This is a genomic window from Salifodinibacter halophilus, from assembly GCA_012999515.1.
Taxonomy (GTDB): Bacteria; Pseudomonadota; Gammaproteobacteria; order Nevskiales; family Salinisphaeraceae; genus Salifodinibacter; species Salifodinibacter halophilus.
Map to the genome: position 1 here is coordinate 1937508 of JABEEB010000001.1, position 16183 is coordinate 1953690.

16 protein-coding genes are annotated in these 16183 nt (G+C 60.8%); 4 read left to right on the plus strand and 12 right to left on the minus strand.

Going from position 1 to position 16183, the window contains the following annotated elements; all coding sequences use genetic code 11:
• Nucleotides 1–102 precede the first annotated feature (102 nt).
• Nucleotides 103–804 (plus strand): SOS response-associated peptidase, encoded by a 702-nt coding sequence (locus HKX41_09015; protein ID NNC24292.1) that lies wholly within the window; start codon nucleotides 103–105, stop codon nucleotides 802–804.
• 72 nt (nucleotides 805–876) lie between these two features.
• Here the strand turns inward: HKX41_09015 and HKX41_09020 are convergent, their stop codons facing one another.
• The 4 genes from HKX41_09020 to murB all read right to left on the minus strand — a co-directional run bounded on the left by HKX41_09020 (nucleotide 877) and on the right by murB (nucleotide 6254).
• The gene (locus HKX41_09020; GenBank protein NNC24293.1) at nucleotides 877–2436 is read right to left on the minus strand and encodes a DHA2 family efflux MFS transporter permease subunit; all 1560 of its coding nucleotides are present in this window, start codon (nucleotides 2434–2436) and stop codon (nucleotides 877–879) included.
• A complete protein-coding gene (locus tag HKX41_09025) occupies nucleotides 2433–3596 on the minus strand; it encodes an HlyD family secretion protein (GenBank protein ID NNC24294.1) in 1164 nt (387 codons plus the stop codon). Before HKX41_09025 ends, HKX41_09020 begins: the two co-directional genes overlap by 4 nt.
• The gene (locus tag HKX41_09030) at nucleotides 3586–4989 is read right to left on the minus strand and encodes a TolC family protein (GenBank protein ID NNC24295.1); all 1404 of its coding nucleotides are present in this window, start codon (nucleotides 4987–4989) and stop codon (nucleotides 3586–3588) included. The genes HKX41_09025 and HKX41_09030 overlap by 11 nt, the downstream gene beginning before the upstream one ends.
• A gap of 269 nt (nucleotides 4990–5258) precedes the next feature.
• A complete protein-coding gene (gene murB / locus HKX41_09035) occupies nucleotides 5259–6254 on the minus strand; it encodes a UDP-N-acetylmuramate dehydrogenase (protein NNC24296.1) in 996 nt (331 codons plus the stop codon).
• Between the two features lie 74 nt (nucleotides 6255–6328).
• Between murB and HKX41_09040 the strand changes: the two genes are divergently transcribed.
• A complete protein-coding gene (locus HKX41_09040) occupies nucleotides 6329–7000 on the plus strand; it encodes an HAD-IB family hydrolase (protein NNC24297.1) in 672 nt (223 codons plus the stop codon).
• A 43-nt stretch (nucleotides 7001–7043) separates the two neighbouring features.
• Here HKX41_09040 and HKX41_09045 read toward each other — a convergent pair whose 3' ends face one another.
• From HKX41_09045 to HKX41_09080, 8 genes are all read right to left on the minus strand, one after another.
• Nucleotides 7044–8312 carry an inorganic phosphate transporter gene (locus tag HKX41_09045; GenBank protein NNC24298.1) on the minus strand — a complete coding sequence of 423 codons (1269 nt, stop codon included), beginning with the start codon at nucleotides 8310–8312 and terminating at the stop codon, nucleotides 7044–7046.
• Between the two features lie 176 nt (nucleotides 8313–8488).
• Nucleotides 8489–8854: a DUF971 domain-containing protein gene (locus HKX41_09050; protein NNC24299.1), complete on the minus strand. Its 366-nt coding sequence runs from the start codon at nucleotides 8852–8854 to the stop codon at nucleotides 8489–8491.
• Nucleotides 8855–8873: 19 nt separating this feature from the next.
• Nucleotides 8874–10289, minus strand: a complete 1416-nt coding sequence (gene hslU, locus HKX41_09055) for an ATP-dependent protease ATPase subunit HslU (GenBank protein NNC24300.1) — start codon at nucleotides 10287–10289, stop codon at nucleotides 8874–8876.
• Nucleotides 10282–10824, minus strand: coding sequence for an ATP-dependent protease subunit HslV (hslV, locus tag HKX41_09060; protein NNC24301.1), 543 nt, complete (start codon nucleotides 10822–10824; stop codon nucleotides 10282–10284). Before hslV ends, hslU begins: the two co-directional genes overlap by 8 nt.
• 101 nt (nucleotides 10825–10925) lie before the next feature.
• Nucleotides 10926–11876, minus strand: coding sequence for a tyrosine recombinase XerC (locus tag HKX41_09065; GenBank protein NNC24302.1), 951 nt, complete (start codon nucleotides 11874–11876; stop codon nucleotides 10926–10928).
• Nucleotides 11877–11883: 7 nt separating this feature from the next.
• Nucleotides 11884–12600: a DUF484 family protein gene (locus HKX41_09070; protein NNC24303.1), complete on the minus strand. Its 717-nt coding sequence runs from the start codon at nucleotides 12598–12600 to the stop codon at nucleotides 11884–11886.
• Nucleotides 12601–12652: 52 nt separating this feature from the next.
• A complete protein-coding gene (gene dapF / locus HKX41_09075; protein NNC24304.1) occupies nucleotides 12653–13486 on the minus strand; it encodes a diaminopimelate epimerase in 834 nt (277 codons plus the stop codon).
• 7 nt (nucleotides 13487–13493) lie between these two features.
• Nucleotides 13494–14033: a hypothetical protein gene (locus HKX41_09080; protein NNC24305.1), complete on the minus strand. Its 540-nt coding sequence runs from the start codon at nucleotides 14031–14033 to the stop codon at nucleotides 13494–13496.
• A gap of 149 nt (nucleotides 14034–14182) precedes the next feature.
• On the opposite strand from HKX41_09080, the gene HKX41_09085 reads away from it, so the two are divergent.
• Both HKX41_09085 and lipA read left to right on the plus strand, forming a co-directional pair.
• Entirely contained in the window at nucleotides 14183–15088 is a 906-nt protein-coding gene (locus tag HKX41_09085) for a lipid kinase (GenBank protein ID NNC24306.1), read from the plus strand.
• Nucleotides 15089–15157: 69 nt separating this feature from the next.
• Nucleotides 15158–16150 (plus strand): lipoyl synthase, encoded by a 993-nt coding sequence (gene lipA / locus HKX41_09090; GenBank protein NNC24307.1) that lies wholly within the window; start codon nucleotides 15158–15160, stop codon nucleotides 16148–16150.
• Nucleotides 16151–16183: the final 33 nt, after the last annotated feature.

The window sequence follows — 16183 nt, forward strand, 5'->3', positions numbered from 1 at the left end:
TAATACGCCTGTGGTTCAAGGTGCGGCAACGGTTCTCGAGTCGCCTCCGGGTGACACGATGCTTGGCAAGCCTGAAACCGCCGATAAAACAAGGTGCTAGCAATGTGTGGTCGATTTGGGCGTACGACGACTGCCGATTGGTTCGCCGGTACGATTGGCGCGGCTGTTTCCGCTTGGCTTGGTTCGGATGGTGCGGGTTACAACCGAGCCCCGGGCACGTGGCAGGCTATTGCAATCCGCGCGTCGGCTGGGGCGGAACGCGTCACGCGGCTGGGTCCGGCGAAGTGGGGATTCATATCCCCCCGCGCGCCCGATGCAACATTTGCTCCCATCAATGCACGCCTGGAAACGGCTGACACTAAACCGCTATTTGCCCAAGCGTTTGCCAACAAACGCTGTGTTATTCCCGCCGATTGGTGGTACGAGTGGCAGACAACCGAAGCTGGTACCAAGCAACCCTGGCTGATCCGGCCTGCGGACGGTGAGCCATTCTTTTTAGCAGGGCTCTGGAGTTCAGCTAAACAGCTCGACCACGGCCAAACGGCGGCCAGTCAGGCAACATTCGCTGTCGTTACCACCCAGGCGCAGGCCGATATCGCCACTATTCATCCGCGCCAGCCGGTCGTCCTCGATACCAAAGGTGCCTGCAAGTGGCTCGATGGGCAGCATGGTCCCAGCGAGCTGAAGCAACTAGCTAGCACCAGCTCGAATCGAGCCTACCGTAGTCAACCGATCTCGACCGCCGTTAACAACGTGCGCAATGACGAGTCCAGCCTCGTCGAACCGCTTAGCGAGAATAGGTGAATGGATCTCGATGTGCGCTACGCGCTGACTTTTGGTCACGGCGATGTCGGCGTATGAGCGCATCAGTAGAACTTACGCGGGACGCTTGATAAGCAGCGCCAGCGGGATCAATACAACGACTAGCATGCCCAACAGCCAGTAATCGTCCAGGTACGACAGGATTGCCGCTTGTTGCTGGACCTGTTGATAAATGGCGGCATAGGCTTGCTCGGTCGCGTGGTGTGTAGATGATCCCAGTTGTTGGAAGTGGCGGCTCAGGCCGTCTACTGTTTGCTGTGTCGCGTGGTCGTAGGGCGTTACGTGTGCGCTTAGTACTTCCTGATGGGATTGCTGGTGCCGGGCGAGCCAGGTGGTGACTAGCGAGATACCAACACTGCCGCCGATATTTCGCGATAGGTTGATCATCGCCGAGACTTCGTCGGTCTTGTTGGATGGCACGCCGATATAGGCGCCATCGGTAATGGGGATGAATAAAAACGCGAGGCCGAGCGTCTGATAAATCCGCGCCAGCATGATCTGGTTAAAGGTTACGTCCAGAGTAAAGCCGGCCAAGTGAAAAAGGGACACGGACGTGGTTGCCAGGCCGATCATGATCAGCCAGCGAGCCTGTATTTTGCCGGTCAGATAGCCAACCAGCGGCATGAACAGGACAATGGCTATGCCGCCGGGGGACAGGACCAGGCCGGCCAGCGTGGCCGTATAACCGAAAAGTTGCTGGACGAACTGCGGTATCAAAAGGGTCGAACCGAACAGCACGAAGCCCAACATGAACATGAGTATGTTGGCGAGCGCGAAGTTCTTGTAGCGAAACAGTGTCAGATCGACCATGGGGTTTCGCTGAAACGGCTCCCATAGCACCAGCGCGGTCAAGCTCGAGGCCGTGATTACGCCCATCGAGACAATAAAGCTGGATGCGAACCAATTGTCCTGTTGGCCCTGGTCGAGCATGATCTGCAGACAGCCGAGCCCCGCAGCGAGCAGAAAAAGCCCGACAAAATCCACCCGGAAACCTTGCCCAATTTTGGCTTTGCGCGCTTTCTGGTAAGTGGCCGAATCGTGGATAAGCGGCACCGCCAACGCCAGTAGCATGATGCCGACCGGCACGTTCAGCAAAAAGATCCAATGCCAACTGGCATTGTCGGTGATGTAACCACCGAGCGTCGGGCCTATCGCGGGTGCGAACACCACTGCAATGCCGTAGATCGCGAAGGCCATGCCACGCTGACGCGGCGGGAAAGAGTCGGCCAGAATCGCCTGTGAAACTGGTTGCAGGCCGCCGCCGCCAATGCCTTGCAAGACGCGGAAAAAGATCAGCCAGCCCAGCGACGGTGCGAGTCCACAGGCCAGCGAAGCGATCGAAAACACCACGATCGACAATAGGAAGAAGCGTCGCCGACCGAGCACCTGCGAAAACCAGCCGGAAATCGGCAGGACGACGGCGTTAGAAACCAGATACGATGTCAGCACCCATGTTGCTTCGTCCTGGCTCGCCGACAGGCTGCCGGCGATGTGGGTCAGCGAGACGTTGGCGATGGAAATGTCGAGCACTTCCATGAACGCCGCCAAACCGACGACGAACGCGATGACCCAGCGATTGGCCGGGTAGTTCGCCTCGGCCGCCGCTGTACTCATTGCTTATTGTCGGTCGTCGGTCTGCTTTGGTGCGAGTGGTTGTTATCGCGATCCGACGGTAGATGCACGGTTGGCACCACGGACATGCCCGGCGCCAGATTTGCCTTAATCTGTTGCGGCTGGTCGAACACGATTTTGACCGGCACGCGTTTGACCACTTTAACGTAGTTACCGGTCGCGTTTTCCGGTGGCAGCAAGCTAAAGGTCGGCCCCGTGCCGGCTTGGATCGACTGGATGTGCGCGTCGTATTCACGCTCCGGGAAGGCATCGATGTGCACTGACACGGGTTGGCCGACGCGCATCTGCGTGAGCTGGGTTTCCTTGAAGTTGGCGATCACCCAGCGCCCGGTCTGGACCAGCGCCATTGCCGACTGGCCACCGCCTAATTGACTGCCTGGCTGGATGGATTTTTTGGCGATCTGGCCGGCGTGCGGGGCTTTAACGGTCGTATAGGACAGATTCAGTTTGGCTTGGCGTATCGTTGATTTGGCTTTTTGTATCCGGGCCTTGGCGCTGGCGATCTTGGCCTTTTTAAGCGCGATTTGTTTGGGCGCGGCCTTGGCTTTAGCAAGCTTGGCCTGGGCCTGATCGACCTCGTGACGAGCAACTTTGGCGGCCGTTGTCGCTTTATCTCGACGTTGGGCCGAGGCCTGATTCGATTGATAGAGCGAGCGATAGCGATGCGCGTTTTTCTGGGCGCGCTTGGCCTTGGCTCGGGCGGCAGCAAGTCTGGCCTTGGCAGCGTCGATATCGGTTTGGCTCGTCGCCTGGATCAGGGCCAGATCGCGCTGGGCCGCTGTGCGGTCGACTTTGGCCGCGGCGAGCGCTGATTTCGCTTTGTCCAGCCGGGTTTGGAAGGGCTCGCGGTCGAGCTTGAAAAGCGGCTGGCCTTTTTCGACGTGTTCGTTGTCTTGGACTAGGACTTGGGTGACGTGGCCGTTGATGCGGGGCGCAATCTGAACGATGTGGGCTTTGATGAAGGCGTTATCGGTGGATATCTCATTGCGCGTCAGATACCAGTAAGCGGCTGCGACAAGCATGGTGCCCACGGCCAGCACGACCGCAAATAAGGCGGCTCGCTTGCCTTTGCCATTCGACTGTGCCGTGGTCGCTGGCTCGTCATCCGGGGCGTGGTTGTTGTCGGCCTGATTACTGGCCATGGGTGAGTGCCTCGTCGAGTCGGAAACGTTGTGCGAGGCCGAGCGCGGCGGTGCGCTTGATGCGCGCGCGCGTGTAATCGGCAAGTGCGCTTATGCGTTGCTGTCGGGCGCTAGCCAAAGCGCTCTGGGCATCGACCACGGCGATATTATTGCGCGTGCCGTTTTTGAAACGGCGGCGCGCTTGTCCCAGCTCAGCATTAGCCTGGCTGAGATTGGCACGCGCGGCGCGCACTTCGGTGGCCAGGGTTTGTAGTGTACGGCGTGCGACGCGCACGTTTTGCGCCACGGCGCGCTGTTTGTCGTGCAGCTCAACCCGATCTTGGCTTAGCTGGCCGGCTGCACTGTCGATGTGTCCCGAGATTGCGCCGCCATTGAACAGTGGCACGCTGATTTGGGCGCCGATACGATAGGTTGTGTCTTCATTGCGTGTCGGTGTGTTGCCAGCCGTGCCAAAGGCGCCCTTGACCGATAACGTCGGCAGCCGGCGGGCGCGTGCCGCGCTCAAATTTTTCTTGCCTTTGGCGACTTGGTCTTTGGCCACTGTGATGTCGCTACGGTTGGCGAGTGCACGTTGCACGGCGCCGTCCGCAGTTGCCAGCGGCACGGGCAAAAATGTTAGCTGGTTGGCCAGGGCGAGGGGCTGGCTGAGATCCATGCCAATTGTCCGTTTCAGCTTGATGGCCGCGCGCGTTCGGTTCGTGCGCGCCCGAGCTAGACGTGTCTCGGCTCGAGCCTTGCGGGTTTTAGCGCGTGCGACGTCGACCGCCGTTGCCACGCCCACGCGTTTTTGCCCTTGGGCCAGCGAGAGCAGTTTTTGGGCTAGTTTGGCATCCGCCTGCGCTGCCGTGATTTTCTGCTTCGCGGCCAGCACATCGACATACTGGCGTGCGGTTTGGGCCGCGACTTTCGTGCGCGCGGCACGCAGACGGGCGGAGGCGGCGTGTGCGCCTTTTTGGGCGGCGTGATAGCGCTGCCAGGCGCTATAGTCGAAGATTTTCTGTTCCAACGACAGATTGGCCTGAAAGCGGTCATAGGTGATAGTCGAAGGAAACGAGGGTTGTTGTCCGGGCGGCAGTGGCAATGACGAAAAAGCCGAGCCGAAATCAAGGCCGCGCGCCTTGAGATTGTTGCGCTGGCGACTCTGTGTGATGTGTCCGGATAGATGCGGCAAAAGCGCCGAGCGCGCCTGCGTGCGCTGACCCGCAGCCGCCTGGCGTCCGGCTGCAGCCGATCGGGTGCGGGGGTTGGTCGCCAGAGCGTCGTTTATGGCTGACTGTAGACTAAGTTCTGGCTGTTTGCCGGTATGCGTCTGCTTGGGTGGCGTTTGACCCGATGACGCGGCGAGAACGCTGCTGCTCGCCGCGAGTAATCCGGCGCCGGCACAGGCCGCCATAAGCGTGTTTTTACGCCGAACGCGGATGTTGTCCGCGCGGCTCGCGAACCGAGAGTGGCCGGATCGGTGTAGACGGAGAGCAGACACGGCGCGGAGCCTAGCATTTGGCTAACGTACGGTCGAGTATGGAGGTGTGTCGCTGGTTGCGCTAGATGCGCCTCGAACGCCGGCGCAAGGAGCCGGCTGGCTGGCGATGTCGTGGGGCGCGCGGGCGGCGCGGCATCGTGGCGATCGGTGCGGCTTTCGTGCTTAGGTATGCGCCCCGAGGGTTAGCGGGCGTTGACCGCGTTTGGGTCGATCCGTTTGACCGGCGCGAATGAGCCGACCAGGCTTATTTCGGGCTCCAGCCAGTATCCGGTGTGGCTATATACAGTCTGTTGGATGTGCATGATCAATGCGCAGACGTCGGCGGCCGTGGCGCCGTCGTGGTTAATGAGAATGTTGGCATGGCGTTCGGAGATTGCGGCGCCGCCGTGGGTGAAGCCTTTCAGGTTGCATTCGTCGATCAGGCGGCCGGCGCCGATGCCTTCGATCTTTTGGAAAATTGAGCCGGCCGACGGCTGGCTGTCCAGTGGTGGATGGCGCGCTGCGCGCCAGGCCAGGTTTTGCTCCATGATGCGCGTCAGCGAATGGGCGGGCGCGGGTTCTAGTTCGAAGCAGGCGCTCAGGACGATGTCGTCGCGGCGGTGCAGAATTGAGTGGTCGTAGCCGAACTCGAAGTAATCCGGGCCCACGATGAGGCGTTGGTTATCGGCGGTTAGCAGCGCGGCTGACTGTAGAATTTCGCCGATGTACAAAGTTCGGTCGCGTTCGGGCGCGGGCGAGAGAAAGTGAAGGTTTTGCCAGAGTGCGCCACCGATAGTCGACGGGATGCCCACATAATGCTCGAGGCCTGAAAGCCCGCGTTCAACGGCGGCTTCGATCACGTCGGGATAGACTGCTGCGCCCGAAGCGGCGCTTAGCGTCGTACCACGCACTGAGATTTCGTTGGCTCTGTTGGCGATAACTAGCCCGTCGAAACCGCGGTCACCGATCAGAATATTGGCGCCTTTGCCGAGTACGAAATAATCGACACCGAGCTCGCGCGCAACACGCACGCACTGGGCCAGTGCCTCGGGCGTCTGGGGTTCGGCGAAAAAGTTCGCTGGACCGCCGATGCCGAAACTCGTATGCGGCGCAAGCGGTACGTTGCGAGTCAGTATGTCACCGAGACGCTTGGTGAGGGCGCGCTGTTGGATCGGGGTGGGCTGGTTGGGGTCGCGCATCAGCTTTTGGTTAGTGGAACGTCGACAGCATGTCGGCGGATTATAATTGGCACGATGGTTTCAGCGGGCGAAGCATGATTGAAAGTAGCAATAACCGGTGGTCGGTCGCGGTGTTTGATCTCGACGCCACGTTGACCCGGTTCGACACGCTTTTGCCGTTTGTGGTCGGTTATCTGCGCCATGTCAGAAAGCGTCGGGTTCTGGCTCTTTTGCGGCTGCTGCCGTGTTTATTCTGCGTCTGGCGCTGGCGGGATTTGACGTGGTGGAAACATCAAACGCTTGCTGTGTTGCTAGGCGGTGAGCCGCGCACACGGATCGAGGCGTGGGCCGAGACGTTCGCCCAGCGTGTCGTGGCGAATGGCCTGCGTGCCGAAGGTTTGGCAACGCTGCGCCGCCATCAGGCCGCTGGTGCGCGCGTGGTGCTGGCTTCGGCCAGTGTGGATATTTATGTCGAACCGATCGCGCGCGCGCTCGGTATCCACGAAGTGCTCGCAACGCGCTCGTGTTGGGATGCACACGGGCGGCTGCATGGCCTGGCCGGCGCCAATTGTCGTGATGCCGAAAAACTCGAACGCGTGCGTGTGTTATCGGGTATGCCGGCCGACGGCTCCGGTGTGATTGCTTACTCAGATTCCCACGCCGATTTGCCGCTTCTTGGCTGGGCGGAGCGCGGTGTCGCTGTTTGCCCGTCCCGGCGCCTTTTACGTCGAGTCGCCGGGCTCGAACTCGAGATCGCGCGGTGGTAATGCGTTTCCGGCGAGCGGCGGGGACTGGGCGTATGAGCAGGTTTTAACCGCCGAAGCCGAGCCGAAGTGCCCAGAAATAGGCCGCGCTGAAAAGCGCAGCCCCTGGTAGCGTTAACACCCAACCCAGCGCGACCGTGCCGAGCACACTGAGGTCCAGCGCCCGCATACCGCGCGCCAGGCCGACACCGAGCACAGCGCCGACTAGCGTCTGGGTCGTGGAGATCGGGATGCCGAACCAGGTCGCCAGAATAATGGTGATGGCCGTGGCCAGCTCGGCGCAGAAGCCGCGCGTGGGCGTCAGTTGGGTGATGCGGCGCCCGATGGTGTGCATGACGCGGTAGCCATAGGTCGCCAAGCCGAAAACGATGCCGAGGCCGCCGAGCACCAACACCCAGCCGGCCAGATCGGTTTGCGCGGTGAGCGCGCCCGGATGCGCTATGACGCTGGCAACAGCGGCGACGGGGCCGATGGCGTTTGCGACGTCATTGGAACCGTGGGCGAAAGCCATGACCGTGGCCGTAAAGATCTGCGCATAGCCGAATATGCGCTCGACGTTGCGAAAGCGATCGGTGGCTGAGGTTTTGGCGCTGAGCAGGAACCGCCGTAGACCGATTTTGCTGAGGGCGGCAAAAATGAAGGCGATGCCGGCGGCGCTCGCGATTCCAACGGGAAGCGATGGTGCGACGGCGACGTGGGCAAGGCCTTTGACCAATGTCACCAGCGCGACGACGAATGCCGCCAGAAATAGATAATAGGGAGCAAACCGTCGCGCGCCCTCGGACGGGTCTCGATGGTTGAGCACCAGAGTGCGCAGCGACTCGAAAAGGACGAATGCGACACTGCCGGCGATTATGGGGGAAGCGACCCAACTGAGCGCGATCTTGCCGACCGTGGACCAATCGACGTGGCTTGATCCCACTGCCGCCAGTGCGAACCCGAGGATACCGCCGACGATGGATTGGCCCGTGGATACCGGCAGGCCGCGCAGTGAAGTGACAAGCAGTAGCGTGCCGGCGCCCAGCAGCGAGGCGAGCATACCGAGGACCAGCACCCCGGGCTGCTCGGTGAATACCGACGACTTGACCAGCCCGCTGCTAATGGTCTGGGTGACTTGCCCTCCGGCCAGCCAAGCGCCGAGAAATTCGAATATGCCGGCAATGAGCACGGCTTGCCAGATCCGGATCGCACCGGAACCGACGGAGGTGCCCATGGCATTGGCAACGTCGTTGGCGCCAATGCCCCAAGCCATGAAAAAACCGAAGATGCACGCCAGGATCAGCAGTAGATCGGCGTGCTGGGCGATTAGATTCACGCGGTACGCACGTTTACGTGGGTTCGATTATGCTGCAAAGCGGGTACGCTACGGCCGATTTCGTTCAACGAAAGCCCCAAGCGCCTCGGCCTTCAAGTTGGTGTCGACGGCCGGGCAGTATGTATCGTCCGTGACAGTCTAGCCCAATAAGCAATGCACGCCTATAGTGAATTCGGCTACTTGAAGCGGATCGGCTCGCGCGTGGTGCCTGCTTGCTCGATGCGTCGCAGATAGTCGGCCCAATTGGCGTCGAAGTTGTCGCCCAGCGAGCGGAGCTCGTCCCAGGTATAGATCCCGGTATTATGGCCATCATCGAAGTTGATCTGGATGGCGTAATTGCCTACTGCTTCGATCGAATTGGCGCCGACCTCGCGCTTGTTGGTGACCAATTCCATTGGCCCGCCGTGGCCGCGGACTTCGGCCGACGGCGAATAAACCCGCAGATATTCCAGCGGCAACTCGAAGTGGGCGCCGTCGGGGTAAGCGACAACCAGCGTTTTCGATTGGCGCTTGAGCGTAATGTTGTCGGGTGCTTCAGCCATGGTGACGCGATCCTGCGCGCTACAGGATGTAGCGCGACAGGTCCTCGTCGGCGGCCAGGTCGGACAAGCGCGTGTCGACATAATTGGCATCGATGCGCACGGTCTCGCCCGTCCGTTCCGAGCCGTCGAACGAGATCTCGTCCATCAATCGCTCCATGACCGTGTGTAGCCGGCGTGCGCCGATATTCTCGGTGCCTTCGTTGACCGTGAACGCGATTTCGGCGATGCGCTGAACGCCGTCGTCGGCAAATGCTACGTCCACATTTTCTACGCCGAGCAGAGCGGTGTACTGATCCGTCAGGGAGTAATCCGGCTCGGTCAGGATGCGCACGAAGTCTTCGGCCTGTAGCGCGCTCAATTCGACTCGGATAGGCAAACGGCCCTGCAGTTCGGGGATTAGATCCGATGGAGTGGCGACATGGAATGCGCCCGAGGCGATGAATAGGATGTGGTCGGTGCGAACTGAGCCGTATTTGGTCGAGATCGTCGAGCCTTCGACCAACGGCAGCAGGTCGCGCTGGACGCCTTCGCGCGAAACGTCGCCACCGGAGCCGCCTGCTTCACTGCTGCGACAGACCTTGTCGAGCTCGTCGATGAACACGATGCCCGCGTTTTCGACGAGCTGAATCGCATCGGCCTTGATCTGTTCTTCGTCAATCAGGTTGGCCGCTTCTTCGTCGACCAGCGCGTCATAGGCATCCTTGATACGCATTTTCTTGCGTTCGGACTTCTGATTGGCGTTGTTCTGGAACATGGATTGGAGTTGATTGGTCATCTCCTCCATGCCCGGCGGTGCCATGATCTCGAAGCTCTGCCCGGATTGGCGCAACTCGATTTCGATCTCGTTGTCGTCGAGTTTGCCTTCGCGTAGGCGCTTACGGAAAACCTGGCGTGTCGCCGTGGATTCGGTGGCCTGTTGATCGCTTTCGGACCAATTGCTGTTGTCGGCGCTCGGCAGCAGTGCGTCGAGGATGCGCTCTTCGGCGGCTTCTCTTGCTTGAGATTCGACACGCTCTTTGGCCGATTCACGCGTCATCTTGATGCCATTTTCCACCAAGTCGCGGATGATCGAGTCGACTTCGCGCCCAACGTAACCGACCTCGGTGAATTTGCTGGCCTCGATTTTCATGAACGGCGCGTTCGCCAGCCGTGCCAGACGGCGCGCGACCTCGGTTTTACCGACGCCGGTCGGGCCGATCATCAGGATGTTTTTGGGCGTGATCTCGGCGCGGATGTTTTCATCCAGCTGCATCCGCCGCCAGCGGTTTCTGAGGGCGATCGCGACCGCGCGCTTGGCCTCGCTCTGGCCGACGATGTGCCGATCTAGCTCGGCGACGATCTGCGACGGCGTCAGTTCGGTGTCAGCCGGCAGGATCGGTGTCTGATTGTCTTCGCTGTCGCTAGCGACGAGCTCGTTTGATGCTTGCTCAGCCATTGTCGAGAACCTCGACGGTGATGTGGTGATTGGTGTAAACGCAGGTATCGGCGGCGATATTCATCGCGCGGTCGGCGATAGTGGGCGCGTCCAGCTCGGTATTCTCGGCCAGCGCACGGCCCGCCGACTGCGCGAACGGTCCGCCCGAGCCGATTGCCAGGCATGCATGCTCGGGCTCGATCACGTCGCCGTTACCGGAGATCATCAGGGTGGTTTCCGCGTCGGCTACCAGCAGCAAGGCTTCGAGTCGCCGTAAAGCGCGGTCGGTGCGCCAGTCCTTGGCAATCTCAACAGCGGCCTTGGTGAGTTGGCCGTTATGGGATTTGAGTTTGCCTTCGAAGCGCTCGAACAGGGTGAAGGCGTCGGCGGTGCCACCGGCGAAACCGGCGAGGACTTTGTCATGATAAAGCCGCCGCACCTTCCGAGCGTTGCCTTTGAGCATGGTGTCGCCCAGCGAGACTTGGCCATCGCCCGCTACGGCGATCTGCCCGGCCTGGCGCACGGCGAGAATGGTTGTGCCGTCGAATTGATTCACGTCGATGTCTGTGATTCGAAATGTCGATACAACCGAGGTGGGGCCGTCGACGCGGGTTTCAACGTCCTCGGGGTTCTGGGAGCGTGTTATCTGGGCACGCGTTAAGTGTTATCACTCTGATCTTTTTCTGCTGTGTGTGCGCGTGGATGGGCCTGATCGTAGACCGTGGCCAGGCGTGAAAAATCCAGATGTGTATAGACCTGCGTGGTCGCGATTTGGGCGTGGCCGAGCAGATCTTGCACGGCGCGTAGGTCGCCGGCGGATTCCAGCAGGTGTGTGGCAAACGAATGCCGTAGTTTGTGCGGATATAGGTGCACCGGCAGGCCATGGCGCGTGGCCCAGCTCGTCAAACGTTTTGCGATGCTTGACCGCGATAGCCGGGAGCCACGCATGGAAACGAACAACGCCGGCTCGTCGGCGTCACGCCAGCCGGCTCGGATTGGCAGCCAGGCCCGTAGCGCGCCACAGGCCCGACCGCCTATGGGCACGATGCGTTCGCGGTTGCCTTTGCCGATGACTCGCGCCTGGCCGTTCGTTAGATCGATGTTGGTCAGGTCCAGGCCAATCGCTTCGGCCAGGCGAATGCCGGTGGAATAGAGCAATTCGATTAGCGCGTGGTCGCGGGTCTCGACATCGCTGCCCGGCGCTTGATCGAGCGCCGCGCTCAGGTCGTCGACATCCACGGTTTCGGGTAGCCGCTCGCCGCGTTTGGGCGCGCGCACGTCGATGGCCGGGTTGTCGTCGGCTTCGCCTCGTCGGATCAGCCAGACGTAAAGGCTGCGCAGGCTGGCTAACAGCCGCGCGATGCCGGCCGGTGCCCGGCCTTGTCGATGGCGGTGGGCGACCAGCGCCCGGACATCGGTTGTAGTGATATCGGTCCAGCGGGCGGCGCCGCGCTCGGCGAAGAATTCAGCGGTCGCGATCAAGTCGCGCTGGTAGGCGGCGCAGGTGTGTTCGGATGCGCGGCGCTCGACGGTTAGTGCCTCGATGAATCCGTCAACCGTTGGTGTCAGCGACTCGGCTGCGTGATCGGCCTCGCGCGCCGCGCCCATGGTGCGCTTACGCCGGTCCGTTCGAGCCCAGCAGCCGCCGCAACGCGGTGGTCGCCAATTGCCCCGTGAGCTCCAGAAACAGCGTGCCCATATCTGGCACGAAGCGCTCAGGATCGGTGCTGCCCAGCACAAGCGCACCGCTGGTCGCGCGTTTGCCGAGTGGGATCATGGCCGCGCTCTCTATGCGGTTCTGGCTGTCGCTATCAGCACCAAATAGGGCGTGGATTTGTTGCTCTTCGAGTGCGCCGACGATTGGTTTGCCACGGCGAAAAACATTGGTCAGCGCGCGACTGGCGTCGGTATCGGGCGGCAGTCGATGGATGTCGTTGGGTAGCACAGCATCCTCGCTGTCGAGGCCGACGAAGATGTGATCGACATTGAGTTCGTCTTTTGCGACCTGGCTAAAATCGGTCACAAACGAATCGATGTCGACCATACCCACGAAAACCTGGGCCAGGCGGTTGATCTGATTCACGCGTTGTTCGTTGTTACGCGCGGTATCGACGAGCTGACTATAGCGTTGCTGGAGCGTGCGGTTGGTTTCGCGCAGTGTGTTGACCTGGCGCTCGATCAACGACGCGGCACTGCCGCTTTGGTGTTGCATCTCCAGTGTTTCGAGCACTTCGGGGTGGCGTTCGAGGAATCGCGGATTCTGCTCGAGGTAAGTCGCGATCTCGTCTTCGTCGAGTTGCTCGGCTACGGCTCGTGTTTCTGCTTGGCTCATCACTTATTATCGTTAACTGACTGGGCAGTGGCCCGCGCCCACCTGCGTAATGTTACTCCAAATTGATTGTGCCATCGAAAACATGGCTGGCGGGGCCGCTCAAATAGACGGGGTGGCCCGGCCCGGACCAGTCCACGGTGACTTGGCCGCCCGGGAGTTTGGCCGTGACGTTGTCGTCGAGTCGGCTGCGGCGAATGCCTGAAACCACCGCCGCCGCAGCCGCGCTGCCGCAGGCCAGCGTTTGGCCGGCACCGCGTTCGAAAACGCGAAGTTTTATATGGTTGCGCGCTACAGTCTCGCAAAAATCGGCGTTGACGCGATGTTCGAACGCGGGGTGGTTCTCCAGCGCTGGGCCGAGTCCAGCGACGTCGGCGCGATTGATGTCGCCGACGTCGATGATGGCGTGCGGGTTGCCGACCGCGACTGCGTCGAATACAACCGTTTGTGTGGCGACGTCGTCCAGTCGATATTGCGTTGCCGCGTTGAAGCCATTCAGCCCGATATTTGCCGGTTCGAAATTCGGCACGCCGAGTGCAGCGCGGTACTGGTTATCGCCGAGTGTTTCGACGTCGATGCGCCCGTTGCGGGTAGCTAAACGGGTCACACCTGCCTGATGCAGGCCGCGCTCGGCGATAAAGCGCGCGAGACAACGCGCACCATTGCCGCACTGCTCGGATTCGCTGCCGTCAGCATTGATGATGCGGTACCCGAAATCCGCGTCGACATGTTCTGTCGGCTCGACCAGAAGGATCTGGTCGCAGCCGATGCCGACATGGCGGTCGGCGATGAAAGCCGCACGCTCGGCGTCGAGCGTGATCGGATTGGTAACGGCATCGAAGACAACAAAATCGTTACCGAGGCCGTGCATTTTGGCGAAATCGAGCATCGGTGGGTTAGACAGGCGGAACGTTGATCCCGAGGCCAGCGGTGCCGAAAAATAGCCAGATAACCAGTGCGGCGATTAACCAGCCGGCGACACAAACAACGATTGCGCGCAAGGTGCTAGCGTAATCAAGTGCCTGTCGCGCCGCGACCACCATGGTTACGATCATCCAGATGGAAGCCAGAAAGGCGACGATGGGCCCGATCAGTGGAATAAAAACGAAAATTCGTAGCACGCCGGGTGAGGCGGCGAAGCCGAGAGTGCGCAATAGTTGGCCGATGTCGGCTTCGGTCGTCGCCTCGGGGGCGAGCTTGGTGCCGATAAACCACAAAAGTGTGGCCCAGAGCGCCCAGTCGATTACTGCGCCGACCGTGGTGAGTATCAGATAAGAGGGGCCAAGCGCGATTGCGACGCCGACACTTGAGAGTAGCGAGGCCACGATGACGACTAACGCGGCCTGGAGTGTGGCGTTGCTATCGTGCTCGACTGCCTCGTAAGTAGCCACATCGAGTTTGGCAGCGCCGATAGCGCGATCGAGTATTTGCATTATGTTTTTCCTGTGTTCCGGTACAGTCAGCGGAAAGTTTCCGGCGGGACTAGTCTCCCTGTAATCAATGCAGTCTGACAATAATTCGAGGTGGCCGCATTGAATATGGCTTGTCCAAATGCGCAGAATTACGGCCCGGCCGAGGCCATGAAATGATACAGGCGCTGTTGCTCATCAATCGCGGATCGCGCGCCGGTGAGCAGAATGCGGCCGAAGTCCGCGATGCGCTGCGCGCCAATGGTGCGTCGGTTGTGGTGCGCGATGCTGATACGCCGGCGCATCTCCATGCCGCACTTGCGGCGCACGCCGGTTCGGTCGACGTGGTCGTAGTCGGCGGCGGCGACGGTACGATAAGTATGGCTGCCGGCGCGTTGATCCAGGTTGCAGTGCCGGTCGCGATCGTGCCGCTGGGCACGGCCAATGACCTCGCGCGCACGTTGATGGTGCCAACCGATATCGCGGGTGCCTGCCGCAACGCGATCCACGGTCGATCGCAGCCAATTGATCTGGGTCAGTGCAACGATGTGTATTTCGTCAACGTCGCCAGCCTTGGGCTGCCGGTGCGCGCGAGCAAGTATCGCTCCACGGCGGCTAAACGCTGGCTCGGCCCGCTTGGTTATGCCGGCAACGTGGTCACGGCGTATCGCCAGACCGAGCCGTTCGACGTAGAGCTTGTTTGGGACGACCATTGCAAGAGCATGCATACCATCCAATTAGTCGTCGGGAACGGGCGCCATTTCGGCGGCGGCCTAGCGGTGGCGCGAGACGCCATGCCCGATGATGGTGCGCTGGATATCTATAGCCTGGCGCCGCAGACGCCTCTGGGCATGTTGGCTAAGTTGCCTGGGCTCGTGCGCGGCCCCGACCAGGAGCTTGCGGGCGTGTCATTGTTCAAGGCGGGCGCGGTGCGTGTTCGAACCAGCCGGCCGATGGCGATCAACACTGATGGCGAGCTGTTGACCGAGACACCGGCCGATTTCCGCGTCATTCCAGGCGCGTTGACGATCAAGGTGCCCGATGCCTATCTGGAGATCGCGACCAGTGGGGCGCAGTCATAATTTGAATCAGTGCGCTTCGCGCGCGCTGGTATCATGGTCGGCAAGCAATAGCCATCCGCTGGAATTGTAATGAGTGAATTCAAAGGAATCCCGGTGACGTCCGGGCAGAAAGTTGAAAAGCCGAACGGTACGCGCGCCATCAAGGATGGAATGAAGGCGCGTGCGCAAAATAGCGCGCCCAACGGCAAAAAACCCGACTGGCTGCGCGCGCCACTGCCGAGTGGTGACAAATACGGCGAAGTCAAAGCCAATGTGCGCAAGCACGGGCTGGCCACGGTCTGTGAGGAGTCGATGTGCCCGAACATCGGCGAGTGTTGGAGCCACGGCACGGCGACCATCATGATCATGGGCGACACGTGCACGCGGGCCTGTAAATTTTGTGCTGTCGACACAGGCAACCCGCGCGGCTGGCTGGATGCCGGCGAGCCCGAGCATTGTGCCGATTCAGTCGAAATCATGGGTCTGAACTACGTCGTGCTGACGTCGGTTGACCGTGATGATTTGCCCGACGGCGGCGCACAGCACTACGCCGATTGTGTGGCAGCGGTTAAAAAACGTTGCCCGGGCACGCGTGTGGAAGCGTTGACTCCGGATTTCGACGGCAAGTATGAGCACGTCGACACGGTCGTGGACTCGGGGCTGGAAGTTTTCGCCCAAAACGTCGAAACGGTCGAGCGCCTGACCCATGTCGTGCGCGATCCACGCGCTGGTTATCGCCAGACGCTGGACGTGCTTGAACACGCCAAGGCACATAAACCGGATGTGCTGACCAAAACCAGTGTGATGCTGGGCCTCGGTGAGACCGAAGATGAGATCGCCGAAGTACTCGACGATCTGGCGGCGGTCGGCGTCGACATCGTCACTTTCGGCCAATATTTGCGGCCGACAGTCAATCATCTGCCGATCGACCGCTATGTGCCGCCGAACGATTTTGCCAAGTATCGGCAGTGGGGTTTGAGCCGCGGTTTCTTAGAAGTCGTCTCCGGGCCACTGGTACGTTCGTCCTATCGTGCCGACCGCGTGTTCGATCAGAACAACGCCGGGCTGGAGCAAACCGCTTAGGGTATCCGGTGGTCGGGTGCCGTCGGGTCGCCG